The sequence below is a fragment of the Xanthomonas sp. D-109 genome (genome assembly GCF_017746095.1).
Classification (GTDB): domain Bacteria; phylum Pseudomonadota; class Gammaproteobacteria; order Xanthomonadales; family Xanthomonadaceae; genus Xanthomonas_A; species Xanthomonas_A sacchari.
The window spans coordinates 55,801-81,079 of sequence record NZ_JAGHWV010000017.1 but is presented as its reverse complement, the minus strand read 5'-3'; the positions used below and the strand labels follow the sequence as shown (position 1 = coordinate 81,079).

The window sequence follows — 25,279 nt, the reverse complement described above, 5'->3', positions numbered from 1 at the left end:
CCCTGATGCGCCGTGCTGCCGTGTCCGCCCCGCCGGCTGGCGCCGTCTCGACAACGTCGGCGGCGGCGGGCACGACCTTGCACGGCCTGCACAGCGCGGTGTACACCGGCTGGGTGCGGCATCGCCGCTACGCGCCCAAGGCGCTGGCGTTCCGCTATCCGCTGTTCCTGCTGTACCTGGACCTGGACGAACTGGAGCAGGTGTTCGCGCGGCGCTGGCTGTGGTCGGTGAACCGGCGCAACCTGGCCGAGTTCCGCCGCAGCGACTATCTCGGCGACCCCGCACAGCCGCTGGACGAAGCGGTACGCGACCGCGTGCAGCAGCACACCGGCGAACGCCCGCTCGGCCCGGTGCGCATGCTCACCCACCTGCGCTACTTCGGCCATTGCTTCAATCCGGTCACGTTCTACTACTGCCACGACGCGCAGCAGCGCCTGCACAGCATCGTCGCCGAGATCACCAACACGCCGTGGCGGCAGCGCCACGCTTATGTGCTGCCGATGGCCGAGGCGCGCAGCCATGGCACCACCCACGCCTGGCGCTTCGCCAAGCGCTTCCACGTGTCGCCGTTCATGGCGATGGCGCACACCTACGCCTGGCGCTTCAGCGAACCCGGTGCGCAACTGCGCGTGCACATGGACGTGCTCGATCCTGCGCCCGCAACCGTGCGGCGGCGCTTCGACGCCACCCTCGTCCTGCAGCGCCGCGCCCTCGACGGCGCCAGCCTGGCGCAGGCATTGCTGCGCTATCCGGCGATGACCCTGCAGGTCATGGCCAAGATCCACTGGCAGGCGCTGCGGCTGTGGCTGCGCGGCAATCCGGTACACGATCACCCCGACCATTCCCTTCCGCGAGAACGCCGATGAACGCTCCGCACGCGCCCTCTTCCGCCGCCGCGCTGGCCCCGGCCGCACCGCCGTTGCGCGGGCTCGACCGCCTGCTGCGGAAGCGCCTGCTCGCCACCCTCGATGGCCTGCGCGAGGGCCAGTTGCGCATCGAGGAGGCCGGCACGCTGACCACGCTGGGCGATGCCGGCGCCGATGCCGACGCGCTGCAGGCGCATCTGCGCATCCACGATCCGCGCTTCTACCGCCAGGCCGCGCTCAACGGCAGCGTCGGCGTCGGCGAGGCGTACATGGATGGGCTGTGGGACTGCGACGACCTGGTTGCGCTGGTGCGCCTGCTGGTGCGCAACCGCGACCGCCTGGACGCGATGGAGACCGGCCTGGCCCGGCTCGGCGGCCTGGCGATGCGCGGCCTGCACGCGTTCGCGCGCAACACCCGCGCCGGCAGCCGCCGCAACATCGCCGCGCACTACGACCTGGGCAACCCGTTGTTCGAGCTGTTCCTGGATCGCAACCTGATGTACTCCTCGGCGATCTTCCGCGATACCGATGCCGCATTGGGCGAGGCGGCGCTGGAACGCGCCGCCGAGCGTAAGCTGCAGCGCATCTGCACCAAGCTCGATCTGCAGCCGCATCATCATCTGGTCGAGATCGGCACCGGCTGGGGCGGCTTCGCGCTGTACGCGGCCAAGCACCATGGCTGCCGCGTCACCACCACCACCATCTCGCGCGAGCAGTACGAACTGGCCCGGCAGCGCATCGCCGCCGCCGGGCTGTCGGACCGGGTCGAGGTGTTGCTGCGCGACTACCGCGATCTGGATGGCCGCTACGACCGCCTGGTCTCGATCGAGATGATCGAGGCGATCGGCCATCAGTACCTGGACACCTACTTCGGCAAGGTCGGCAGCCTGCTCAAGGACGACGGCCAGGCGCTGATCCAGGCCATCACCATCGAGGATCACCGCTACGCGCAGGCGCTCAAGTCGGTGGACTTCATCAAGCGCCACATCTTCCCCGGCAGCTTCATTCCCTCAGTGGCAGCGATGACCGGCGCGATCGCCCGCGCCAGCGACCTGCGCCTGTTCAACCTGGAAGACATCGGCACCAGCTACGCGCTGACCCTGCGCGCCTGGCGCGAGCGCTTCATGGCCAGGCTGCCGCAGGTGCGCGCGCTCGGCTACGACGAACGCTTCATCCGCATGTGGGAGTTCTACCTGGCCTACTGCGAAGGCGGCTTCCTGGAGCGCTCGATCGGCGACGTGCACCTGTGGCTGAGCAAGCCGCGCGCGCGGCCGGCGCAGTTCGCCCCGGCGCTGGCGGGCGACGCATGAGCAACCTCGTCAACTACCTGGCCCTGCAGGGGCTGTGGCTGGCCGCGGTGGTCGGCGCCGCGCATGGGCTGGCCTGGGCCGGCCCGGCGGCATTGGCGCTGTTCGCGCTGTACCAGCTGTGGCCGCGCCGCCGCGCCCGTGGCGACGCGGCGCTGGTGGCCTTGGCATTGCCGTTGGGCGCCGGTGTCGATGCCGCCATGCGCGCCGGCGACTGGGTGCACTACGCCGCCGCGCCGCCATCACCGTGGCCGCCGCTGTGGATCCTGGCGCTGTGGGCCGGCTTCGCGCTGACCTTCCAGCATTCGCTGGCGTGGGTCATGCGCCATCCCTGGCGCGCGGCGCTGTTCGGCGCCACCGCCGGCCCGCTGGGCTATGTGCTGGCCGCGCGGGGCTGGCAGGCGGTGACGCTGGTAGCGCCGTTGCCGCAGGCGCTGCTGGCACTGGCCGTCGGCTGGGCCACGGCGCTGACCTTGCTGAGCCTGGCGACGCGCCGCCTGATGGTCGCCACGCCGGCGCTGCCGGCCACCGGAGCGGTGCGATGAACGCCTGGCCGCTGCTGCATGTGGGCATCTTCACCGTGCTGGTCATGCTCGCCGGCTGGGCCTGGCAGCGGCACACCCGCAATGCCGGCGTGGTCGACGTGCTGTGGTCGGCGTGCATGGCGCTGACCGCGGTGTACTGCGCCTGGCGCGCCGACGGCGCACTGCTGCCGCGGGTGCTCACCGCCGTGCTGGGCGGGCTGTGGGGCGCACGCCTAGCCTGGCACCTGGGCGTGCGCGTGTTCGGCGATGCGCACGAGGACGGCCGCTATCGCGCCCTGCGCGAGCACTGGCAGGGCGACCAGCGCAAGTTCCTGGCGTTCTTCCTCGGCCAGGCGCTGGTGGTGCTGGCGTTCGCGGTGCCGCTGTCGGTGGCCGCGCACAATCCGCAGCCGCAGTGGAGCGTGTGGACCACTCTGGCGGTGGCGACCTGGCTGGTCGCGGTCGGCGGGGAAAGCCTGGCCGACCGGCAACTGGCCGCGTTCCGCGCCGACCCGGCGAACAAGGGCCACACCTGCCGCCGCGGCCTGTGGCGCTATTCGCGGCATCCGAACTACTTCTTCGAATTCGTGCACTGGTTCGCCTACGTGTTCCTGGCGGTGGGCAGCGGCGCGCTGTGGGTCGGCGTGGCCGCACTCGGGCCGCTGCTGATGTTCGCCTTCCTGTACCGCGTCACCGGCATTCCCTACACCGAACAGCAGGCCCTGCGCTCGCGCGGCCGCGACTACGCCGACTACCAGCGCAGCACCAGCGCCTTCTTCCCCATGCCGCCGCGGCACTGAGCCGCGCCAGGAGATCCGCCGATGTCCAGCACTTTCGCCACCTCTTCCCCGCCCGCCGCGCCGGCCGAACCGCTGGCCACGCGCCTGGCCGAATCCGGCCTGCTGCCCGACGCCATGCTGCGCGCGGCGATGCGCCGGCTGTGCGCGCAGCGCCTGCGCGAGGAGCGCGCCGGCGGCGCCGACGCGGCCTGGGAACGCCAACGCCTGCTGATCGAATCGCTGCGCGAGAGCGCCATCGCCATCGAGACCGATGCGGCCAATCGCCAGCACTACGAAGTGCCACCGCGTTTCTTCGAGTTGTGCCTGGGCAAGCGCCTGAAGTACAGCAGCTGCTACTGGGACGCGACCACGCCCGATCTCGATGCGGCCGAGGAACGCATGCTGCAGCTGTACGGCGAGCGCGCGCAGTTGCGCGATGGCCAGCGCATCCTCGAACTGGGCTGCGGCTGGGGCTCGCTGACCTTGTGGATGGCCGAGCAGTTTCCCGGCGCGCGCATCACCGCGGTGTCCAACTCGCGGCCGCAGCGCGAGCACATCGAAGCGCAGTGCCGCGCGCGCGGGCTGAACAACGTCAAGGTGATCACCCACGACGCCAACACCCTGACCCTGCCGACCGAGAGCTACGACCGCGTGGTCTCGATCGAGATGTTCGAGCACATGCGCAACTACCGCGAACTGCTCAAGCGCGTCAGCCACTGGCTGGTGCCGGGCGGGCGGCTGTTCGTGCACATCTTCTGCCATCGCGACCTGGCCTACCCGTTCGAGGTGCAGGGCGAGGACAACTGGATGGGCCGGCACTTCTTCACCGGCGGGCTGATGCCCGCGGCCGACACCCTGCTGCAGTTCCAGGACGACTTGGCGATCGAACGCCGCTGGCTGCTGTCCGGCCAGCACTACGAGAAGACCGCCAACGCCTGGCTGCACAACCAGGACCGCCATCGCGATGCGCTGATGCCGGTGCTGCAAGCCACCTACGGCGCCGACGCCAAGATCTGGTGGCAACGCTGGCGCATGTTCTGGATGGCCTGCGCGGAACTGTTCGGCTATGAACAGGGCCAGCAGTGGGGCGTGGCGCATTACCGGTTCGTGCGGCGCTGAGGCGCTTGGGCGCCGGGAATGGAGAATGGGGAAACGGGAATGGGCGTCCCGCGAGTCCCGGCATTACCTGGGAAACCCGAGGAACTCGCGGTCAGCGGGAACGGGCCTTACCGGCGACGCCTCTCGTGGCTAAAGCAACTGATCCACGCGGTCGCCCAGGCGACGACACTGCCGCCTTTCCCATTCCCCATTCCCGACTCCCCATTCCCGGCTTTCACGCCGCCGCGGTAATGACGATCTCGATCTTCCAGGCCGGGTCGGCCAGCTTGGCCTGCACGGTGGCGCGCGCCGGGGTGTTGCCGGGGCTGACCCATTCTTCCCAGACCTTGTTCATCTCGGCGAACTCGGCCAGGTCGGTCATGTAGATCTCCGCGCGCAGGATCCTGCTCTTGTCGGTGGCGGCGAGCGCCAGCAGCCGGTCGATCGCGGCGAGCACTTCGCGGGTCTGGCCGGCGATGTCGGCGCTGGTGTCCTCGGCGATCTGGCCGGCCAGGTAGGCCACGCCGTTGTGCACGGTCATTTCCGACATGCGCGGGCCGGTATCGAAACGCTGGATCATGATGCGCTGTCCTGTAGTGGGAAGAACGCGCCATTGTCGCGCGATTGCGCCGCGGCTGCAGGCACCGGCCGCCACACGCGGTACGCCACCGGCAACAACCAGGCCAGGATCAGCACGATCGCCAGCTTCTGGGTCAGGCCGCGCGGCGGCGCGCGCCACAGCACATGCAGCCACAAGGCCGCGAACGCCAGCACCGCCAGCACCGCCAGCAGCAGCAACGGCCCGGCGCGGCCCTTCCACGCCGCCTGCCCGCGCAGCCACGCGCTTTGCAGCAGCATCGCGGTGGTCGCGCACAGGAACGCGGTCTGCGCGGAGAGCCCGTGCACCAGCGGCGCCAGCAGCGGTGCGCGCTGCGGCAGGTAGCTGTCGCCGATCGCGACGCCGCACAACCCCAGCGCCGCGCCACCGAACAGCAGCACCGGCGCGCCGCTGCGCGCGCGTGGCGGCGCTTGCGCGTACAGGCCGGCTGCCAAGGCCATCACAGCCGCCGCCAGCAGGACGTAGACAGTGCGCAACAGCAGGCCGCCTGGCCCATGCAGGTATTGGCTGAGCGTGGCCTGATGCCAGTGCAGATCGGCACGCAGGATCTGAAGCGCCAACGCCACACCGAGGAACAGCAGCGCCAGCAGCAGCGCGACGGCACCAGCCAGGCGCGTCCAGCGCGGCGGCGCGGGAAAAGGAGATGCGGACAGCGGCATCGACAGGCTCCGGAACCGACAAGGGCCGTCGCCACACGCGTCGGCCACGCTCCCGCCGCGGTCCCCGACGCCGTGGCGACGTACGATTCCACTATCATGCGCGTCGCCGGCGCGACCGGTATAGCCTAGGGCGTGCGATGTGCGGTGGAGGAACGGCAGTGATGAGGGAGGATGCAGTGCGCACGCGACGCGGTACCGCCCCGGATGGCGCCACGCGCGTCCGTGCGGAATCGTCTCGCGCCGCTGATCGCCGCCCTGTCTGGATGTGGCGCGCGGCGTGTCGGGGCAACCGGCCTCGCCACAGCCCCGCACCTACCGCGCCCTGGCCTCCGTTTCGCAGCCCCTCCATGTTCGTGACACGCTTTCATTCAACCGGTATCGCGATGGCCCGTCTCCGTTTCACCCGCAATTCCGCTCCGGCCCCGTCGCGCACCGTGCGCCGCGCGCCGTGGCGCCTTGCCGCCGCCTGCCCGCAATGACCGACGCCGCGCCCTCTACTCCCGCGTCCACGCCCGGCTGGCGCCGTGCGCTGCCGGTGCTGGCCAGCCTGGCGATCCTGGCCCTGGCGCTGCATGCGCTGGCCACGGAATTCAGTACCCACGGCTACAGTGCGATCCGTCACGCCTTCAACCAGCTAAGCCTGACGCAGATCGTGCTGACCCTGCTGCTGGGCCTGAGCAGCTATGCCTGCCTGATCGGCTTCGACGCCGTCGGCCTGCGCCGCAGCGGGCGCAAGCTGCACCCGATGCGGATCAGCATCACCGCGTTCCTGGCGCATGCGGTCGGGCAGACCCTGGGCTTCGCCGCGCTGACCGGCGGCGCGGTGCGCCTGCGCGGCTACGGCCGGGTCGGGCTGAGCCTGGCCGAGATCGGCCAGGTGGTGCTGATGAGCACGCTCGGCTTCGTGTTCGGCGCCTGGCTGCTGCTGGCGCTGGCCCTGACCCTGGAACCGGCCGCCGCGGCGCTGGCGCTGCCGGTCGGCGCCACTGCGGTACGCGCGATCGGTATTGTCCTGCTGGTTGGCTTCGCCACGATGCTGCTGCTGGCCGGTCGCGACGGCCGCACCCTGCGCTGGCGCAGCCATGAGCTGTGGCTGCCGGACCGGCGCACCACCCTGGGCGTGACCGCGCTGAGCGTGGTCGAGCTGGGCCTGGCCAGCGCCGCGTTCTACGTGCTGCTGCCCAACGAATCGGGGATCGAATACATCGGCTTCGTCGGCCTGTACCTGGTCGCGGTGGTGGCGGGCCTGGTCTCGACCGTGCCGGCCGGCCTGGGCGTGTTCGAGTGGAGCCTGCTCAAGCTGCTGCCCGGCGTGGCGCCGGCGGCGGTGCTGGCGGCGGCGCTGATCTACCGCATCACCTACTACGTGGTGCCGCTGCTGCTGTCGGTGCTGATGGCGTCGCTGTCCGGCCTGCGCCGGCCGCTGGCCGCCAGTGCCGGCGGGGTGCGCGTGGCCTGGCGCACGCTGCGCCCGTGGCTGCCGCAGATCATCGCCCTGGCGGTGTTCGCGGTCGGCGCAGCGCTGGTCATCGACGGCACCCTGCCCACGCCCAAGCGCCGCCAGGACATGGCGCCGCTGTCGATCATGGAGACCTCGCACCTGCTGGCCAGCCTCGGCGGCGTGGTGCTGCTGCTGATCGGCCAGGGCCTGCAGCGGCGCAGCCATGCCGCCTGGGTGCTGGCGATCGGCATCTGCGTGCTGCTGCCGCTGCCGGCCTGGCTGCGCGGCGGCCACGTGTCGGTGGCGCTGTCCTCGCTGGTGGTGGCGGTCGGCCTGTGGGGTGCGCGCCGCGAGTTCTACCGCGAAGGCGCGCTGCTCGACGAGGCCTGGTCGTGGCCGTGGCTGCGCAACCTGGGCCTGGTGCTGATCGCCACGATCTGGCTGCTGTTCTTCGTCTACAGCCACGTCGAATACCAGAACGAACTGTGGTGGGAGTTCGCCACCTCGGCCAATGCGCCGCGTGCGCTGCGCGCGGTGCTGCTGGTCAGCGTGGCGGTGGTGGTGTTCGGGCTGGCTCGGCTGCTGCACAGCACCCGCTCGCCGTTGCCGCCGGCCGATGGCGCGCAACTGGACGCGCTGGCGCCGGTGCTGGCCGAGGCCACCGACACCCAGGCCTGCCTGGTGCTGACCGGCGACAAGGCGCTGCTGCAGGCCGAGGACGGCCCCGGCTTCGTGATGATGCAGCGCTACGGCGGCTCGCTGGTGGCGATGGGCGACCCGGTCGGCACGCCGGAGGTGGCCCGCGCGCTGATCTGGCGCTTCCGCGAGGAAGCCGACCGCATGGGCCTGCGCCCGGTGTTCTACCAGGTCGGCGAGCAGCACTGGCAGACCTACCTGGACCTGGGCCTGACCCTGGTCAAGCTCGGCGAGGAAGCGATGGTGTCGCTGGAGGGCTTCCACCTGGAGGGCCGCGACCGCGCCGACCTGCGCCAGGCCTGGAACCGTGGCAAGCGCAGCGGGCTCAGCTTCCGCATCGTCGAAGCCGACGCGGTGGACGCGCTGATGCCAGTGCTGGCCGAGGTCTCGCAGCAATGGCTGGAAGACAAGGCCGGCGCCGAGAAGGGCTTCTCGCTGGGGAGCTTCGACCGGGCCTATCTGCGCCGCTTCCCGATCGCGGTGGTGGAGTTCGAAGGCAAGGTCGTGGCCTTCGCCAACCTGTGGCAGGCGCCGGCCGGGCACGAGCTGTCGGTGGACCTGATGCGGCACATCGCCGACGCGCCGAAGGGCACGATGGATTTCCTGTTCATCGAGCTGTTCCTGTGGGGCCGCGACCAGGACTACAAGCGCTTCTCGCTGGGCATGGCGCCGCTGTCGGGCCTGGCCCAGCACCGCCTGGCCGGGCGCTGGAACCGCTTCGGCAACCTGATCGTGCGCCACGGCGAACGCTTCTATGGCTTCACCGGCCTGCGCCGCTTCAAGTCCAAGTTCGCCCCCGCCTGGCGCACCCGCTACCTCGCCGCCCCCGGCGGCATGCACCTGCCGGCCGCACTGCTGGACGTGACCCGTCTGATCTCGCTGGATCCGCGCAAGCCGGAGTGAGGCGGGGATTGGGGAGTCGGGATTGGGGAGTGGCCTGGCTATCCCGTTTGCGGGGGGCATTGCGAGGCTGCGCGCCGTACGCTCATCCGCCCCTTCGGGGCACCTTCTCCCGAGGGGAGAAGGGAGATACCAAAGCCCCTCTCCCACCGGGAGAGGGGTTGGGGTGAGGGTACGACCGCCATGGAGTCCGGCGACACCGAACGGGCGCTTGTCCCGCGCAGAACCGGCGTTTCAGTGGCCCGCGTCGCGGCTGAAGCCGCTCCTACGAGGGCGCGAGCGGACAAGCCAACACGCGCGACCACCCCACCAATCCCCAATCCCGCCTCCCCAATCGCGCCTCCCCAATCCCGCCCCTACTGAATCCGCTGCAGGATCTGCTTGGCCAGCGTGGCGTAGTCGCCCTGGAAGTGATGGTCGCCGGGCAGCTTGACCAATTGCGCCCCGCCCTTGGGCAGGTCCGGGCACAACGCGTCGTCGTCGTCCTGCCCGTAGATGCACAGGGTCTGCGCCGGCGGCATCTTCGCCACTTCCGGGGCGATCGGCAGGCCGTCGTCGCCGGAACTGATCCAGTTGGACACATGGAACTCGTAGTCGGCGGTCTTGCCCACCGACAGCAAGGCGGTGAGCTGCACCTGGTCGCGCATCGCCTCCGGCAACTGGTTGTAGGCCGCCGGCAGCACGTCGGCGCCCTGCGAGAAGCCGATCAGCACCACCCGTCCGCGTTGCCACAGGTGGCTGTAGTGGCGGTAGATGCGGTCCAGGTCGGTGGCAAAGCCCTGCGGCGTGCGCTCGCTCCAGAAGTAGCGCAGCGAATCCACGCCCACCACCGGGATGCCAGCCTTGGCCAGGGCGCCGGCGACCTGCTGGTCGAGCCCGGCCCAGCCGCCGTCGCCGGAGACGAAGATTGCGAACACGTTGCCGTTGTCGGCGTCGGACGCCGCCGCGGCGGCCGGCACTTCGACCACCGGCAGCCCGGCCAGGTCGGCCGGAGTCGGCGGCAGGCTGACGCCGGGCCGATCGCCCAGCGAACGCACCGCCGCGCGCAGCCCCGGCAACGCATCGCCGCTGGCGCTGCGGCGGAACTGCCGCGCCTGCGCGACCTTCTGCAGGAACGCATCGCTCTGCTGGGTGCAGCGGTCGCGCCGGCTCTTGGCGTCCAGCGCCGCCAGCCACGGCACCGGCAGCGCGGTCGGCTGCAGCGCGCGCGCCGGCGCGGTAATGCCGGCGCCGCAGATCTGGTCGTCGAGCACCTGCACCGGGCAGAAATCTTCGGTCAGCAGGCCCGCCAGCAGATGCTTGGGCGCCTGCGCGGCGACCGCGTAGGCCAGCGCGGCGCCGTCGCCGTCGCCGACCAGCAGCGGCAGGTGGTAGGTCGGCACGTGGAAATAGGCCTGCACGTAGCGCGAGAAGTTCTCCACGTCGCCGGCAGAGAAGCCGCAGGTGCCGTCGATCTTGGCCAGCACCGCCTGCAGGTGCGCGCTGTCGATCACCGCCACCATCGCGCCGTCGTCGCGCAGCGCCTCGATCTGGCGCATGCGCTCGGCATCGGCGTGCTTGCCGCCGGCGAACCACAGCACCACGCGCTTCGCATTGCCCTTGGGCAACAGCACCGGCACCTGCTCGAAGCGCCCATGGCTGAGCTTTTCCGGCGATGTCGCCGGCGCACCGGCACTCGGCGCGGCGGCGGTCGCAGCGCCCGGCGCCGCACCGGCGATGCCGGCCACAAGCAGTCCACCCAGTGCACATCCCCACACCCAACCGCCACGCTTCTGCATCATCCAGCCATCCTGAAAAGGCGCGTTAAAGATAATCCCGAACGGCGGCGGCGCGAAGCGCGGCGCGCGCGGCGGTTCATGCCGGGTACGCCGGACCCGGGCCATCGCCTGCACCGGCAGCCCTGTCAGCCATCCGCGTCGGCGCCGGGGTGGCGCAGCTGCCAGGCCGCCAGCGCCTGCCGGTAGCGCTCCAGTTCCTCGTGGTAGAGGTCGTAGACGCACAGCGGACAGCCGCTGTCGCAGCAGTCGCTGGGGGCTGGCGGCAGCGGCGCCTGCGGGCGGGGATCGGCGTTGGCGGCGGGGTCGGACATGGGGCTTGGTGGTGGCGGCCGGAAGGACCGGCGCGGCAGTGTAGAAGAAGGCGGCGGCGGCCTCAGCCGATGGCCTGGCGCAGGTTGGCGCGCGCGGCCGCGTCGTAACGCGCGTGGAAGCGCTCGCTGAGGAAGATGCGCGGCTGCGCCAGCACGGTGCGCAGGAAGGCACGGCGCTTGCGCCGGTACAGCCACCCCGGCACCACCCTACGGTATTCCTCGGCGATGGCGCGGTCGTAGGCGGCGAAGGCCTCCGGCGTGGCGCCGAGGATGGCCATGTCGCAGTCCAGGAACAGCGCCGCGTCCGCATCCACCGAATCGACGGTCAGTTGCCCGTGCCGCGCGGTGAGTTCGATCAGCGCGGCGACCCGCGCCGCGTCCACGCCGGCATCCGGCAGCCACTGCGCGATCGCCGCCTCGGCCAGGCGCGCCGACTGCGCTTCGTTGTCGCCGCGGCCGGCGCGGTACACCGCATCGTGATAGAGCACCGCCAGGTAGACCTCGCGCGGCTGCTGCCAGCCGGTGTCGGCGGCGACCTCGGCAAAGTGCGCCAGCACCGCCTCGACGTGGCCGAAATGGTGATAGGCGCGCGGCGGTTCGGCGTAGGCCGCCCGCAGCTGCGCCCACTGCGCATCGGGCAGGGTCAGCGGCGCCGCACTCATGGGCCGCTCTGCGCGGGATCGGTCCGCAACGGCCAACTCGCTTCGTGCAGGTAACGGCCCTGGCCCTGCACGCTGCGGATCAGGCTCAGCGACGCCGCCTGCCAGCACAGCGCCGGTACACGCTGCGGCGCCAGCGGCTGCTCGACATAGGCCAGGGTCATGTGCGGCAGATAGGCGCCGTCGGCACGTGCGGCGACCCCGTGCCGGGCCAATTGCTGCTGCAGCGCCTGGCGCAAGGCCTGCAGCGGCTGGGGCTCGGCATCGCCGCGCAGCACCAAAGGCCGGCTGCGCGCGCGGCTGTCGAAGGTCAGCGCCTGGTCGAATGCAAGGTCAAATGGCGAGGCCGCAAGCGCCTGCCCGGCGGCGCAGGCCTGCTGCAGCAAGCGTGGCGGAATCCCGGCGTATTCGCCCAGATAGTGCAAGGTCACATGCAGCCGCTCGGGCGGCAGCGCGCGGCCGCGCAATCCATGGTCGTGGCAGAGCTGCTGACCGAGGCCATGCACCGCCTGCGCGGTCTGCGCGTCCGGCAACAACGCGAAGAACAGGCTTTCGCGCGCGGCGGGCGCGTCGAAGCCGAGCGAGAACTGGGCGCCGTCGGGCGCAGTGTCGGGATACATGGAGTGGAGCGGCAAACGCCGCAAGCGGATCGGGCAGCGGTCGAGCGCGCATGGTAGCAAGCGCGCCTGATCGCTGCAGATCCGGCACGCCGCCCGGGCGGCGCCGCGATGGCGGCGCGCCGGGCAGGCGGCGGATGGCGGTCAGGCCGCGTTCTTCATCGCATGCTTGCGGGTGCGCATCACGTCGTGGCAGGCGCGCACTTCCGGCAGCAGGCGGGTGGCGGCGTCGCGTGCGGCCACCGGGGTGTCGGCGTCGGCGATGGTCTCATTGAAGGCCTTCAGCAGGCGGTCCTCGGACTCCTCCAGTTCGGCGACATAGCCATACTTGGTGTCGCCCAGCGCGGCGCGGACCTTGCCGTACATCTGCTGCATGCTGCCGACCATGGTGCCGTGCTCTTCCGGCTTGCCGCCGACCGACTGCACCACCGCGCTCAGGCTGCTCACGATGTCCGACTTGACGCCGGCGATGCGCAGGAACAGCGCGGACAACTCGGCGTCGCCCACCTTCTTGGCGGCTTCTTCGTAGAAGTCCTTGCCGTCGCGGGAAATGGCGATGAGGTCGTTGAGGCTGTGCGTGGTCTTGCTCTGGATGCTCATGGAAAACTCCTGTGGCGAAGCCGGCGATATCGCGCAACGGGCACGCGGGGTGGACCTGGATATCGCACGGCGCGGTCGAGAGAATTGCCGCGTTGCGTGGTGTTGGCGATGCTCGCCAGAACGGCATAAAGCGCACGTGAGCCGTTCGCCCTTGTTCGTCACGCGCCATTGCCGGTGGTGAACATGCGTTCATTGGGAACTGCACGCAGTCAGGCATGTGGTGAAATTTTCACCATCCTGTCTGCGCGTGTTGCGGCGCTTCGCCGAACGCGACTTATCCACATGGTTGCCCCCTGATCGTCCACAGTGGCTGTGGATGACTGCCATCGAGCGTGCCGGTCCAGGACCGCCCGTCGGCGCAGCCACGGCGGCCTCCCGGCACCGCGGCCAAAGGCCTATAGTGCAGACGAGCCCTCGCCACTGCAGGGCGCCGCGAGGTGCGTCATGTTCGCCTGGACTGCGTTCGCCCTGCTCGCTACCGCTGCGGCCGCCCCATCGCCGCCGATGCCACCGTCGTACGCGGCAGAAGCGGCACAGGCTGCCGCGCCAGTCCCAGCGCCAACCGCCGCACCGACGCCGACGCAGATGCCGACGCCGGAGCAGATCCTGCAATTGCCGCCGGCGCTGCACGCGCTGCTGCAGCAGCGCATCGATCGCAACGGCGACGCCGAGCACCGCCTGCAGCAACTGGTGGCATTGGCCTTCGACGCCAACGGCCTGAACCTGCAATACGACCCCAAGGCCACCCACAGCGTCGCCGAGAGCTACGCGACCCGTCGCGTCAATTGCCTGTCCTTCACCCTGCTGTTCGTGGCGATGGCGCGCGACATCGGACTGCAGGCGCAGGTCCAGGAGGTGCGCCGCGTGCTGAGCTGGTACGAGGACGGCAATGCGCTGTACAACGTCGGCCATGTCAACGCCGGCGTACGCGTGGACAGCGGCCGCGGCAGCATCGACCTGGACCGCAGCGTGCTGATGGACCGGCGCGGGCCGCAGCCGATTTCCGACCGCCGCGCCCTCGCCCACTACTACAACAACCGCGGCGCCGAGCTGATGGTCGACGGCGATCTGGACGGCGCCCGCGCGCATCTGGCGATGGCCCTGCAGATGGACCCACGCTTCGCCGGGGCCTGGAACAACCGGGGCGTGCTGGCGATGCGCGACGGCGACAGCGCCACCGCCGCACGCGACTACGCCAAGGCGCTGGAGATCGATCCGGAGCACCTGCCGGCGCTGTCCAATGCCGTGGGCCTGGCCCGACGCCTGGGCGACGGCACCCGCGAGGCCACGCTGCAGCGGCAGATGGAACAGGTGCGCCGACGCGACCCATTCCAGCAATACCTGCTCGGCAACGAGGCGGAGCGGCGCCAGGACTACGCCGCGGCGATCGCCTACTACCGGCATGCCCTGCACCTGTACGACGGCGCCCACCTGCTGTATTTCGCCCTGGCCCGCGCCTACCTGCACAGCGGCGACACCCGCCGCGCCACCGCGGCGCTGCGCAAGGCCATGGCCCACGCCGATCCGGCCACGCAACCGCGCTACCAGGGCAAGCTGGACGCGCTGCGCAGGCTGTCTTCCACGGCGCGGCCGCTGCGCTAGCGCACCCTAGCCAGCCGCGGGCGCGCATGCCGCACGCCGTGCCGCGTGGCGCGCCCACAGGTAGATCAGCAGGCCGCCGACGGCCATCGCCGCGCCCACATAGCCGGTGGAGGTCCAGCCCAGGCCGGCGCCGATCGCGATGCCGCCCAGCCACGGCCCCAGCGCGTTGGCCAGGTTGAACGCGGCATGGTTGGAGGCCGCGGCCAGGGTCTGCGCGTCGCTGGCCACATCCATCAGGCGGGTCTGCAGCACCGGCGCCAAGGCGCCCATGCTGCCGACCGCGACCACCGCCGGCAGCACCGCCCACGGCGAGGTCGCCGCCAGCGGGAACGCCAGCAACACTGCCAGCGACCACAGCAGCACCAGCGGCACCGCGCGGAACTGCATGCGGTCGAACAGCCAGCCGCCGGCCAGGTTGCCGAGCAGCCCGCCCAGCCCGAACGCGGCCATCGCCACCGGGATCCAGTGTTCGGACACGCCGGTGACCTCCATCAGGGTCGGCGCCAGATAGCTGAAGACGCAGAACATGCCGGCAAAGCCGATCGAGCCGATGCCCAGCGCCAGCCACACCTGCGTGCGGTTGAAGGCGCGCAACTCGCGCAACGGCGAGGGCCGCGCCTCCTGCGGATCGGCCGGCAGCAGGCGCCACACCAGCAGCACCGTCAACACCGCGATTACCGCGACCAGGGCATAGGCGTAGCGCCATTGGGCCACCTGGCCGAGCCAGGTCGCCAGCGGGTTGCCGACCAGCACCGCCAGGTTCAGGCCCAGCAGCACCCGGCTGACCGCGGCACCGCGCTGGTCGGGCGGGCCGATCGAGGCGGCCACCAGGGTCGCCACGCCGAAATAGGCGCCGTGCGGCAGTCCGGCGACGAATCGCGCCACCAGCATGCTGTGATAGTCCGGCGCCACCGCGCTGGCCAGATTGCCGAACGCATAGAAGCCCATCAGCGCCAGCAGCAGATCGCGCCGCGGCCAGCGCGCGCCCAGGATCGCCAGCAGCGGCGCGCCGACCACCACGCCTAGCGCATAGGCGCTGATCAGGTGCCCGACCTGCGGCGCATCGATGACCAGGCCACGGCCGATGTACGGCATCAAGCCCATGGTGGAGAACTCGCTGGTGCCGATCGCGAAACCGCCCATTGCCAGCGCGAACAGGATCAGCACGTAGCCGCGCCGCGACAGCGGCGCCGTGGCGGATGAGGTCATGCGCACGTCCCAGGAGAAAGGGCTGCCCATTATTGTGCATTGCAGCAATTCCTGCAGCCCTACATGCGCAACGCCGCGTTGCGTGGCGCAGCCGTCAGGGCCGGCCGACCAGGTGCGCAAAGGTGCCGCCGAGGCAACGCACTGTCCCATGGCGCCACCGCGAAACCGCCGCGCGCGTCCCCATGTCCTGTACGCACATCGCCTTGCAGCGCCCGCTGTAGGGTCGCCCGCCCACTCCACAACGAGAGTCCCATAGATGACCGATACTCCTTCCCCGCTGTTCACGCCGCTGCGCCTGGGCGCGATCGCACTGGCCAACCGCATCGTGATGGCGCCGCTGACCCGCAACCGCGCCGAAGGCGAAGGCCGCATTCCCTCGCCGCTGGCCGCCGAGTATTACGGCCAGCGCGCCAGCGCCGGCCTGCTCATCGCGGAAGCGACCCAGATCAGCCCGATGGGCCAGGGCTACAAGGACACCCCGGGCATCTACAGCGACGCGCAGGTCGCGGCCTGGAAAAAAGTCACCGATGAAGTGCACCGCCGCGGCGGCAAGATCGTGCTGCAGCTGTGGCACGTCGGCCGTATCTCGCACGTCAGCCTGCTGCCGGACGGCGCCGCGCCGGTGGCGCCCAGCGCGCTGCGTGCCGACGCCAAGACCTTCACCGCCGAAGGCTTCACCGATGTCTCCGCACCGCGCGCGCTGCGCCTGGACGAGATCCCCGGGCTGATCGAGGACTTCCGCCGCGCCGCCCGCAACGCCATCGCCGCCGGCTTCGACGGCGTGGAAGTGCACGCCGCCAACGGCTACCTGATCGACCAGTTCCTGCGCGACGGCAGCAACCATCGCGACGACGCCTACGGCGGCAGCATCGAGAACCGCACCCGCCTGCTGTTCGAAGTGGTGGAGGCGGTGGCGCAGGAAATCGGCGCCGACCGTACCGGCGTGCGCCTGTCGCCGGTGACCCCGGCCAACGATGCGCGCGACAGCGACCCGCAGCCGCTGTTCGAGCGCGCGGTGGAACGCCTGGATCCGCTGGGCCTGGCCTTCGTGCACGTGATCGAAGGCGCCACCGGTGGCCCGCGCGACAACATCGCCTTCGACTATGCGGCGCTGCGCGCCAAGTTCCATGGCCCGTGGCTGGTCAACAACGGCTACGACAAGGCGCTGGCCGAAGACGCCGTGGCCTCCGGCCGCGCCGACGCGGTGGCGTTCGGCCGCCCGTTCATCGCCAACCCGGACCTGGTGGAACGGCTGCGCCGCAACGCCCCGTTGAACCAGGTGGACGCCGACACGCTGTACGGCGGCGGCGCCAAGGGCTACACCGACTACCCGACGCTGGACTGATCGCGTCCTGCGGCGGCACCGCAACGGTGCCGCCGCAGCGGTCAGGGCGCGGCCGTGGGTGTGGCGGCCGCCGTCGGCGCCGGCGCGGCTTGCGGCCCGGACAGATGCGTCTGCAGGAAGCCGGCCACGCCGCTCCACAATGCGACGCGGTGCTCGACGTCGCCGAAACCGTGGCCCTCGTCCTTGAAACTCAATCCCACCGGCGCGTTGCCGGCCATGTCGAGCATGCGCAGCATGCGCCGGGTGTGCTCGTAATCCACCCGCCGGTCCTCCAGGCCGTGCGCCAGCATCACCGGCACCTTGATCGCGTCGTAGTGGTACAGCGGCGAGGTGTCGATCATCTGCGCCAGCTCCGCCTTGGGATCGCCCAGGTGCTTTTCCAGGTTCGCGCGTCCCTCGGCGCTGCGCGCGCCGTCGCTGGCGGTATAGAACAGGATGCGATCGGCCACGCCGGCGATGGAGACGGCGCAGCGGAAGCGTTGCGGCCAGCGGATCGTCATCACCAGCGCCGAATAGCCGCCGTAGCTGGCGCCGACCACGCACATGCGCTGCGGGTCCAGCGGATAGCGCGCCTGCGCCTGCACGATCGCCGCATCGATATCGTCCTCGATCAACGTGCCGAAGCTGCCGCGTCCGGCCTCGCGGAAAGCGCGACCGTAGCCGTCCGAGCCGCGGAAGTTGACCCGCAGCACCGCGTAGCCCATCGAGGCCAGGAACTGGGTCTCCGGATCGAAGCCCAGCGCATCGGCGACGCCGATCGGCCCACCGTGCGGAAACACCACCAGCGGCTTGGGCCCGGCACCAGGCGGCAGGGTCACGAAGGCTTCCAGCGGCAGTCCGTCGCGCCCCTTGAATCGCAACACCTCGCTGGGGGCGAAGGTCATGCCGTGCAGCCATGGCATGGTCTCGCCGATCGTGCGCGCCACGCGCTTGTCCAGGTCGAGATGGTAGAGCTGCGGCGGCTGGTCGCTGGCGTCGGCCCACAGCACGATCTGCTTGCCGTCGGCATTGCGCGCGGCGATCTGCAGGTTGCGCCCGGGCAAGGCCGCGCTGAGCGCGCGGCCCACACGATCGTCGGCACTTTCGAAGTAGTGGCTGACCAGGCGTCCGCTTTCGTAGTAGGTGACGCCGATCGGCGTGCGCTGCGGACCCTCGATCAGGTCGACCACGTCGACTCCGCTGCGGCTGAACAGCGTGCGCACGATCTTGCGCGTGGCCACGTCGTAGGCGACCAGGTCCCGCTGCGCGCGTCCGTCGTCGGTCACCGCATAGATCTCGTCCGCGGCGTAGGACAGGCCGACCGGCTCAAAATCGCGCAGGTGGTCGAGCGTCATCACGTCGCGATAGGACGCTCCTTCGCTGTCGCGGTAGCGCAGCACGTAGCCGTCGTCGCGGCGCACGATCGCAAGGCGCAACTGCCCTTCCCCATCGGTCAGCCAGCCGACGTCGCGCTCCAGGCCGACGTTGACCCGGTCGCGCAGGCGCGGCCGCCAGCGGTCGATCGCCGCCTGGCTGGAGACGTCCAGGACCTGCACTGCATTGTCGCCGTTGCTCAGGGTGGTGGCGTACAGCACCTGGTTGGGGCGTTGCGGCAGCGCGTCGACCAGGAACCCGCCATCGGGCAAGCTCAGCGGGCTCCATTTGCGCTTGCCGTCGGCCCCCGTATCGGCGCGGATGCCGCGCACCACGTCGCGCCCGTTCTTCACCGGCACGGTGAACAACAACGCGTCGTTGCCGGCCCACAGCATCTGCCGGATCGGATCGACGCTGGTGGCGAGCACCCGCTGCTGATCGCTGGACAGGTCCAGCAGTTCGATGCGCCACTCGTCCTTGCGCTCGCGCACCTGCAACGCCAGCAGGTCGCCGCGCGGATTCAGGCTCAGGCCGGTGATGCGGCTATCGCGGAACAGCGTGGCCGGCGCGATCGGCAGCGCGCCGGGCGCCGGCGGTGCGCGCAGCGCCACCTGCGCCGCGGGACGTGCGTCGGGGTGCTGCGCCAGCGCCTTGCGGTAGAACTCCGGAAACGGGTCCGGGTAGTGCCCGGCGTAACGCAGGGTGTAGCGCGCCCACAGCGCCGGATGGGTCTGCTGCAACCAGTCCATCGCCGCCAAGGCGCGATTGACCATGCCCATGTCGCCGCTGAAGAACGAGGACGGCCGGAACAGCAGGTCGCCCGGGTAGGTGATCTGCCCCGGCTCGAGCCGGAAGCGGAACTCGTCGCTGTCGCGCAGGTTGTAGCCGAACTGCGAGATCAACAGCACCCGGCGCCAGGCATAGTCGCCGGCCGGTGCAATGTACAGCCGGTAGCTGATGCCCGGCTTGAGACCGGACATGGTGCCGCCACCGAAGACCTTGCCGTCCTTGTTCAACTCCACGCCGCTCAATGCGACGTCGGTGTCCACCGCCACCACCACCAGGCCTTCGCCCGGCGCCAGCTCCGGCGTTTGTCCCGGCTTGACTTCCTGCATCCGCGCCCAGGCCGGCAGCGCCAGCAGGCAGAGCCCCCAGGCCAGGATCAAGGTGCGCGCTAGACGGCCGGCAGCCGTCGCCCCTGTGTTCGTTCGCATGTGCATCCCCTGTTGCGTGTCTGCGCCGGTCTGGCCGGCGGCGCCCCCCGGCGCCGTTGCACATGATAGCCGCCGCACCGCGCACGCTGGGCGCCGGTGGCGACGACGGCCACGTCGCGGGTGATCGCTTCTCTCCCTTCGCAGACAGGACGCACGCCGTGCGCAGTTGGCGCCCGGACGGGCGGCATCGCGTGTAGGAGCGGCTTCAGCCGCGACGGGCAGTCCTGATGACGTCAGTCGCGGCTGAAGCCGCTCCTACGGGGCATCTGCCTCCCGACAGACGCCCGAACGCCGCCAGCGCGCGGCCCCGTCGCCCCAGGCTCAGGCCTTGCGCAGGAAGCAGGTCTTCAGCACCAGGCCCTTGATCTTGTCCGAGTTGCCTTCGATGTGTTCGGCATCGTCCTCGACCAGGCGGATGCCGCGGATCACCGTGCCCTGCTTCAGCGGGATCGACGAGCCCTTGACCTTCAGGTCCTTGATCACGACCACGGTGTCGCCGGCCTGCAACACGTTGCCGTTGCTGTCGCGCACCACCGTCGTCGCGTCGTTGGCAGCGTAGGCCGCGACCGGCCACTCGTGGCCGCAATCCGCGCACACCCAGTTGGCGCCGTCGACGTAGGTGTTTTCCAGGGTGCATTGCGGGCAGGCGGGTGCGGCGGGCATGGGAGTCCTTGATACGGCGACGACGGCGAGCCGCCTATTGTAGCCGCCCGCCCCGTGCCGCCGTGCGGCCGCCCCAGCCGCAGGAATGCCATGTCCGCTTCGTCCGGGTCCCGTCTCGCGATCTACGCCGCGCTCGCCGGCAATCTCGCCATCGCCATCGCCAAGTTCGTCGCCGCCGGGCTCTCGGGCAGCTCGGCGATGCTCAGCGAAGGCGTGCATTCGCTGGTGGACACGGTCAACGAGTTGTTGCTGCTGTACGGCCTGCGCCGCGCCGCGCGCCCGGCCGATGACACCCATCCGTTCGGGCACGGGCGCGAGCTGTACTTCTGGAGCTTCATCGTCGCCCTGCTGGTGTTCGCGCTCGGCGCCGGGGTGTCGCTGTACGAGGGCATCGCCCACATCCGCGATCCGCAGCCGGCCAGCGACCACACCCTCAACTACATCGTGCTGGGGCTGTCGCTGTTGTTCGAGGGCGGCTCGTGGTGGGTGTCGCTGCGCGAGTTCCGCGCGCGCAAGGGCCGCCTGAGCTACGTGCAGGCGTTCCGCGAGAGCAAGGACCCGAGCCTGTTCACGGTGCTGGTGGAGGACAGCGCAGCGCTGATCGGCCTGCTGATCGCGCTGGCCGGGCTGCTCGCCGCGCAGTGGCTGGACATGCCGGAACTGGACGGCGTCGCCTCCGTCGGCATCGCCGCGGTGCTGGCCTGCTCGGCGTTCGTGCTGGCGCGCGAGACCAAGGGCCTGCTGATCGGCGAGCCGGCGGCGCGGCCGCTCGGCGACGCGCTGCGGCGCATCGCCGCGACTGATCCGGACGTGCGCGCGGTCAACGGCGTACTCAGCGTGCAGATGGGACCGGACCAGGTGGTGGCCGCGCTCAGCGCCGAGTTCGAGGACCAGCGCAGCACCGCGCAGATCGAGGCGTGCATCGAGCGCATCGAGGCCGCCGCGCGCGCCGAGCACCCGGAGCTGCAGGCGCTGTTCGTCAAGCCGCAGACCCCGGAGACCTGGCTGGCCCGGCGCACCGCGCTGCGCCGCCCGCCGGTGCCCTGAATGGCGGCGCGCCGACGCGACTTGCGGCCCTGCGCCGCTTTTCGTTAGGGTAGCCGGGTAGCACCCCTCTCATCGCGCTGTGACCGTGCCGGCGTATCCCCCCTTACTCACTGAACGAGGTTTCCCATGGAGATCGCCAACGGGCTTGTCGCCACCATCCACTACACCCTCACCGACGATGCCGGTGAAGTGATCGACCAGTCCTCGCCGGACAATCCGCTGAGCTACCTGCATGGCGCCGGCAACATCGTGCCGGGCCTGGAGAAGGCGCTGACCGGCAAGCGCACCGGCGAGTCGGTCAAGGCCGACGTGATCCCGGCCGAAGGCTACGGCCCGCGCCACGAGCAACTGGTGCAGCAGGTACCGCGTGGTTCGTTCCCGGATGCCGCATCGCTGGCACCGGGCATGCAGTTCCAGGCGCAGACCGACCAGGGCCCGCTGCTGGTCACGGTCACCGAGGTCGGCGAGCAACTGGTGACCATCGACGGCAACCACCCGCTGGCCGGGCAGGTGCTGCACTTCGCCGTGGAAGTGGCCGGCGTGCGCGAGGCCACCGAGCAGGAAAAGAACCAGGGCCACGCCGGCGCCGCGCTGTAAGCGACCCGCTTTCCTGTTCCCCACGAGGCCCGCCGATGCGGGCCTCGTGCGTTCCTGGCCGCGCTTGCGTCGCGCCGCGGCTTGCCCCACAGTGCGCGGCCCTCCCGCCCCCGGCACCGTCATGCGCCTCGGTATCGACTTCGGCACCAGCAATTCCGCCGCCGCCGCGGTGATCGACGGCCGCGTGGTGCCGATCGACTTCGGCGCGCAGCAGCAGTTCCGCACCACGGTGTACTTCCCCGAGGTGATGCGCGACCCGGCCGAGTTCGACCTGACCCCGGCGCTGGAACGGCAGGTGGACGAGCTGGTCGAGTCAGGCCGCCGCGATGCGCTCGCGGCCGGGCGCGAGCGCAGCCCCGACGCGTTGCGCCGCGACGCCATCCGGGTGGTGCGCCGGCAATGGATGGAAACGCAGATGCGCGAGCCACGCAGTTCGGCGGCACTGCTGCAGAACGCGGTGTACGGCGACGACGCACTGGACGCGTATTTCGTCGAGGGCGAAGGCAACCTGGTGCAGAGCCCCAAGTCGATGCTGGGCTACAACCTGCACCCGCGCGCACGCCAGACCATCACCGGCATCGCCGCGCACATTCTCGAACACATCCGCCTGACCGCCTCGCAGCAACTGGGCGTGCAGGTGCGCCGCGCCCTGCTCGGGCGCCCGGTGCAGTTCCGCAGCTCGATCGGCGAGGCCGGCAACGCACAGGCGCTGGAGATCCTGCACAGCGCCGCGATCACCGCCGGCTTCGACGACGTCGCGTTCCTGGAGGAACCGGCCGCCGCGGCGATGCACTACCACGCGGTCAGCCGCGAGCGCCACGCCGCGGTCGTGGTCGACATCGGCGGCGGCACCACCGACATCGCCTACGCCAGCGTCGGCGGCGACGCCGCGCCGCAGGTGCACCGCGCCTGGGGCATCCCGCGCGGCGGCACCGACGTCGACCTGGCGCTGAGCCTGGCCGGGTTCATGCCGCAGTTCGGCCGCGGCCTCACCCGCGTGCCCTCGCACCACTACGTCGAGGCGGCGATGGTGCAGGACACCACCCGCCAGCGCGATTTCCGCCAGCACCGCTACGACGTCGTGCCCGCCCCCTACGACACGCGCCTGCAGGCGCTGCAAGAGCCCGGCAACACCGCGCGCCTGTACCGTGCGGTGGAGCGCAGCAAGATCCGCCTCAGCGACGCCGAGCGGCACGAGGAAACACTGGACTACATCGAAGCCGGGCTGCAGGTGCAGGTGCGCGCCGAGGAACTGGTGCAGGCCGCACGCAGCTACCTGGAGGCGCTGCAGGAGCTGCTGGCGCAGGTCCGCCAGGACATCGGCGGCGATCCGGCCGCGGTGTTCCTGACCGGCGGCATGTCGCGCGCCGGCTACCTGAAGCGCCTGGTCGCCGCGGCCTTCCCGCAGGCGCGACTGGTCCACGGCGATCCTTCGTTCGGCGTGGTGCAGGGCCTGGCGCTGGCCGCCGCGCAGGACTAGCGCAGCACGGGCCTGGCGGCGCGCCCCCGGCCGGCCACGCACGGCCTGCGGCCGACGTTGTTCATACTGAGGCGGCGCGACTGGCGTAGCATGGCTGCACGCTTCAGCGTCACGTCGCTACGCGCGTCTCGTCCGGCCGTTCCTGTCGCCCGACTCGCTTCCTTCTCGCGCCACCCTCCGTCCCGTGACCGGCCGGATCCTTCGGAGCGCCATGTCTCCCGCCCCTGCAACGCTCCAGGCCCAGCGCCTGGCGCCGCCGCTCCAGCCACCTCGCCGACCGACACGCCCGGATCGCGGCGGCTGCGCATGAGCGAGCCGATGCGGGACACGGCCGACCCGGCCATCACCTGCGACCGCTGCGACGCGATCTGCTGCCGCCTGACCGTGCTGGTGATGCCGGACGACCAGGTCCCGGACCATCTCACCGAGTACACCCGCGAGGGTCTGCACGTGATGGCGCGCGACGAGGACGGCTGGTGCGTGGCGGTGGACGGCGCGCGCATGTGCTGCTCGATCTACGCGCAGCGCCCGGCGATCTGCCGCAAGTTCGCGATGGCCGGCCCGTACTGCCGCGAGATCCGCCGCACCCACCACGAGCAACTGACCCGTGGCATTCCCCTGACGATGTACTGACTGCAGGAGTTCCAGCATGGCACGACCGACCAGCACCACCGCTTCGCCCAGCGCACGGAACGCACGCGGCGCCAGCACCGCCGACAAGGCGCAGAAGGGCCTGAGCCGCGAGCGCATCGAGGCCGACCTGGCCGCCTTCCACCAGGCCGGTGGCCGCGTCGAGGTGCTCGGCACCACCCGCGTACTGAAGAAGGTCGACGTCGCCGACGCGGGCTAGCGCCCGCCCGCGCGCCGCGCGCCGCCGTGGCGCGTGCCTGCGCAGGACGCCGCGAGAACCTGGACGCCGGTCCGCGCCGAACCAAGGCGCGACGCCCGGCACGCCACGACGGCGCATCTGGTCTGCGGTCGACGCCCGCACCAGCCAGCCCCGATGCGGCGTCTTAGGGAGCCAGCGCCGGCCGGAAACACGGCGCCGCCTTCACGCCGAAAGCGCATACTGCGATCTCTTCCACCGTCTCGCCTCGGCATGCTCCTGCGCTCTCTGTCCGCCGAACTCGGCCAGCCCGCCTGCGGCAACTGCCGCGATGGCGAGCCGCTGGATTTCGCCGTGCGCATGGCGTTCCAGCCGATCGTCGATGCCGCCACTCGCTCGATCTACGCCTATGAGGCGCTGGTGCGCGGCGAGGACGGCAGCGGTGCGGCGGCAGTGCTGGCGCGGGTCCGCCCAGAGCAGATGTACCGCTTCGACCAGACTTGCCGGGTGCAGGCCATCGCCACCGCCGCGAAGCTGGGCCTGCGCACGCGCCTGTCGATCAACTTCATTCCCAACGCGGTGTACGAGCCGGCGACCTGCATCCGCCTGACCCTGAAGGCGGCCGAGCACTTCGGCGTGCCGACCGGCGACCTGATCTTCGAGATGAGCGAATCCGAACGCGTCGCCGACCTGCCCAAGGTCGTGCGCATCCTGCGCGACTATGCGCAGCGCGGCTTCCTCACCGCGATCGACGACTTCGGCGCCGGCCACTCCGGCCTGAACCTGCTCGCCGATTTCCAGCCGCACCTGATCAAGCTGGACATGGCGCTGATCCGCGGCATCGACGCCAGCGCGGCACGCCGCCACATCGTCGGCGGCATCGTCGCGATGGCCGCGCCGCTGGGCTGCCGCATCCTCGCCGAGGGTGTGGAAACGCCCGCCGAGTACCGCGCACTGCGTGCGCTGGGCATCGACCTCTACCAGGGCTATCTGTTCGCAAAACCGGCGCTGGAGGCGCTGCCCGAGGTCACCGAGGCGCAGTGGGACGCGCTGGAGCGCGCCGACTGAGCGACGCGCTGCCGCACAGCG

23 protein-coding genes and 1 pseudogene are annotated in these 25,279 nt (G+C 70.8%); 14 read left to right on the top strand and 10 right to left on the bottom strand.

Annotation, left to right across the window (positions count from 1 at the left end; translation table 11 throughout):
• Window positions 1–86: 86 nt before the first annotated feature.
• The 5 genes and pseudogenes from J7357_RS16605 to J7357_RS16585 form a co-directional block, all read left to right on the top strand.
• Window positions 87–866 (top strand): annotated as a pseudogene (locus J7357_RS16605) (DUF1365 domain-containing protein); the annotation flags it as partial.
• The gene (locus J7357_RS16600; RefSeq protein WP_244667610.1) at window positions 863–2,176 is read left to right on the top strand and encodes a cyclopropane-fatty-acyl-phospholipid synthase family protein; all 1,314 of its coding nucleotides are present in this window, start codon (window positions 863–865) and stop codon (window positions 2,174–2,176) included. The pseudogene J7357_RS16605 and the gene J7357_RS16600, both read left to right, overlap by 4 nt.
• Window positions 2,173–2,718 (top strand): DUF2878 domain-containing protein, encoded by a 546-nt coding sequence (locus tag J7357_RS16595; protein ID WP_209248177.1) that lies wholly within the window; start codon window positions 2,173–2,175, stop codon window positions 2,716–2,718. The genes J7357_RS16600 and J7357_RS16595 overlap by 4 nt, the downstream gene beginning before the upstream one ends.
• Window positions 2,715–3,497 (top strand): DUF1295 domain-containing protein, encoded by a 783-nt coding sequence (locus J7357_RS16590; RefSeq protein ID WP_209248175.1) that lies wholly within the window; start codon window positions 2,715–2,717, stop codon window positions 3,495–3,497. Before J7357_RS16595 ends, J7357_RS16590 begins: the two co-directional genes overlap by 4 nt.
• Before the next feature lie 21 nt (window positions 3,498–3,518).
• Window positions 3,519–4,595 carry a cyclopropane-fatty-acyl-phospholipid synthase family protein gene (locus J7357_RS16585; RefSeq protein ID WP_209248174.1) on the top strand — a complete coding sequence of 359 codons (1,077 nt, stop codon included), beginning with the start codon at window positions 3,519–3,521 and terminating at the stop codon, window positions 4,593–4,595.
• 214 nt (window positions 4,596–4,809) lie between these two features.
• Here J7357_RS16585 and J7357_RS16580 read toward each other — a convergent pair whose 3' ends face one another.
• Window positions 4,810–5,154: a RidA family protein gene (locus J7357_RS16580; protein ID WP_010342343.1), complete on the bottom strand. Its 345-nt coding sequence runs from the start codon at window positions 5,152–5,154 to the stop codon at window positions 4,810–4,812.
• Window positions 5,151–5,852, bottom strand: coding sequence for a DUF998 domain-containing protein (locus J7357_RS16575; protein ID WP_209248172.1), 702 nt, complete (start codon window positions 5,850–5,852; stop codon window positions 5,151–5,153). Before J7357_RS16575 ends, J7357_RS16580 begins: the two co-directional genes overlap by 4 nt.
• Before the next feature lie 475 nt (window positions 5,853–6,327).
• Between J7357_RS16575 and mprF the strand changes: the two genes are divergently transcribed.
• Window positions 6,328–8,892 (top strand): bifunctional lysylphosphatidylglycerol flippase/synthetase MprF, encoded by a 2,565-nt coding sequence (gene mprF, locus J7357_RS16570; protein WP_209248170.1) that lies wholly within the window; start codon window positions 6,328–6,330, stop codon window positions 8,890–8,892.
• 353 nt (window positions 8,893–9,245) lie between these two features.
• Here the strand turns inward: mprF and J7357_RS16565 are convergent, their stop codons facing one another.
• The 5 genes from J7357_RS16565 to J7357_RS16545 form a co-directional block, all read right to left on the bottom strand.
• On the bottom strand, window positions 9,246–10,670 hold the full coding sequence (locus tag J7357_RS16565; protein WP_244667609.1) for an AcvB/VirJ family lysyl-phosphatidylglycerol hydrolase: 1,425 nt from the start codon (window positions 10,668–10,670) through the stop codon (window positions 9,246–9,248).
• A 122-nt stretch (window positions 10,671–10,792) separates the two neighbouring features.
• Complete coding sequence (locus J7357_RS16560) at window positions 10,793–10,978, bottom strand: oxidoreductase-like domain-containing protein (protein WP_010342339.1); 186 nt, start codon at window positions 10,976–10,978, stop codon at window positions 10,793–10,795.
• Window positions 10,979–11,040: 62 nt separating this feature from the next.
• Complete coding sequence (locus J7357_RS16555; protein WP_209248168.1) at window positions 11,041–11,640, bottom strand: hypothetical protein; 600 nt, start codon at window positions 11,638–11,640, stop codon at window positions 11,041–11,043.
• Window positions 11,637–12,257: an RNA 2',3'-cyclic phosphodiesterase gene (gene thpR / locus J7357_RS16550; protein WP_209248166.1), complete on the bottom strand. Its 621-nt coding sequence runs from the start codon at window positions 12,255–12,257 to the stop codon at window positions 11,637–11,639. Before thpR ends, J7357_RS16555 begins: the two co-directional genes overlap by 4 nt.
• A 141-nt stretch (window positions 12,258–12,398) precedes the next feature.
• The gene (locus tag J7357_RS16545; RefSeq protein WP_041500455.1) at window positions 12,399–12,854 is read right to left on the bottom strand and encodes a PA2169 family four-helix-bundle protein; all 456 of its coding nucleotides are present in this window, start codon (window positions 12,852–12,854) and stop codon (window positions 12,399–12,401) included.
• Between the two features lie 585 nt (window positions 12,855–13,439).
• Between J7357_RS16545 and J7357_RS16540 the strand changes: the two genes are divergently transcribed.
• Window positions 13,440–14,456, top strand: coding sequence for a tetratricopeptide repeat protein (locus tag J7357_RS16540; protein WP_244667608.1), 1,017 nt, complete (start codon window positions 13,440–13,442; stop codon window positions 14,454–14,456).
• 6 nt (window positions 14,457–14,462) lie between these two features.
• Here J7357_RS16540 and J7357_RS16535 read toward each other — a convergent pair whose 3' ends face one another.
• Window positions 14,463–15,665 carry an MFS transporter gene (locus tag J7357_RS16535; protein ID WP_209248164.1) on the bottom strand — a complete coding sequence of 401 codons (1,203 nt, stop codon included), beginning with the start codon at window positions 15,663–15,665 and terminating at the stop codon, window positions 14,463–14,465.
• 256 nt (window positions 15,666–15,921) lie between these two features.
• On the opposite strand from J7357_RS16535, the gene J7357_RS16530 reads away from it, so the two are divergent.
• Window positions 15,922–17,010, top strand: coding sequence for an alkene reductase (locus J7357_RS16530; protein ID WP_209248162.1), 1,089 nt, complete (start codon window positions 15,922–15,924; stop codon window positions 17,008–17,010).
• Window positions 17,011–17,051: 41 nt separating this feature from the next.
• On the opposite strand, the gene J7357_RS16525 is transcribed toward J7357_RS16530, so the two are convergent.
• Both J7357_RS16525 and J7357_RS16520 read right to left on the bottom strand, forming a co-directional pair.
• The gene (locus J7357_RS16525; protein WP_209248160.1) at window positions 17,052–19,577 is read right to left on the bottom strand and encodes an alpha/beta fold hydrolase; all 2,526 of its coding nucleotides are present in this window, start codon (window positions 19,575–19,577) and stop codon (window positions 17,052–17,054) included.
• A gap of 321 nt (window positions 19,578–19,898) precedes the next feature.
• Complete coding sequence (locus tag J7357_RS16520; protein ID WP_209248158.1) at window positions 19,899–20,240, bottom strand: zinc ribbon domain-containing protein YjdM; 342 nt, start codon at window positions 20,238–20,240, stop codon at window positions 19,899–19,901.
• A gap of 90 nt (window positions 20,241–20,330) precedes the next feature.
• Between J7357_RS16520 and J7357_RS16515 the strand changes: the two genes are divergently transcribed.
• The 6 genes from J7357_RS16515 to J7357_RS16490 all read left to right on the top strand — a co-directional run bounded on the left by J7357_RS16515 (window position 20,331) and on the right by J7357_RS16490 (window position 25,258).
• Complete coding sequence (locus tag J7357_RS16515) at window positions 20,331–21,287, top strand: cation diffusion facilitator family transporter (protein WP_209248156.1); 957 nt, start codon at window positions 20,331–20,333, stop codon at window positions 21,285–21,287.
• A 126-nt stretch (window positions 21,288–21,413) separates the two neighbouring features.
• Window positions 21,414–21,884, top strand: a complete 471-nt coding sequence (locus J7357_RS16510) for a peptidylprolyl isomerase (RefSeq protein WP_010342327.1) — start codon at window positions 21,414–21,416, stop codon at window positions 21,882–21,884.
• A 121-nt stretch (window positions 21,885–22,005) separates the two neighbouring features.
• Window positions 22,006–23,364 (top strand): Hsp70 family protein, encoded by a 1,359-nt coding sequence (locus J7357_RS16505; protein ID WP_209248154.1) that lies wholly within the window; start codon window positions 22,006–22,008, stop codon window positions 23,362–23,364.
• Between the two features lie 306 nt (window positions 23,365–23,670).
• Window positions 23,671–23,997: a YkgJ family cysteine cluster protein gene (locus tag J7357_RS16500; protein WP_209248152.1), complete on the top strand. Its 327-nt coding sequence runs from the start codon at window positions 23,671–23,673 to the stop codon at window positions 23,995–23,997.
• Between the two features lie 16 nt (window positions 23,998–24,013).
• On the top strand, window positions 24,014–24,214 hold the full coding sequence (locus tag J7357_RS16495) for a hypothetical protein (protein ID WP_209248150.1): 201 nt from the start codon (window positions 24,014–24,016) through the stop codon (window positions 24,212–24,214).
• A gap of 249 nt (window positions 24,215–24,463) precedes the next feature.
• Window positions 24,464–25,258 carry an EAL domain-containing protein gene (locus tag J7357_RS16490; protein ID WP_209248148.1) on the top strand — a complete coding sequence of 265 codons (795 nt, stop codon included), beginning with the start codon at window positions 24,464–24,466 and terminating at the stop codon, window positions 25,256–25,258.
• The last annotated feature ends 21 nt before the right edge of the window (window positions 25,259–25,279 follow it).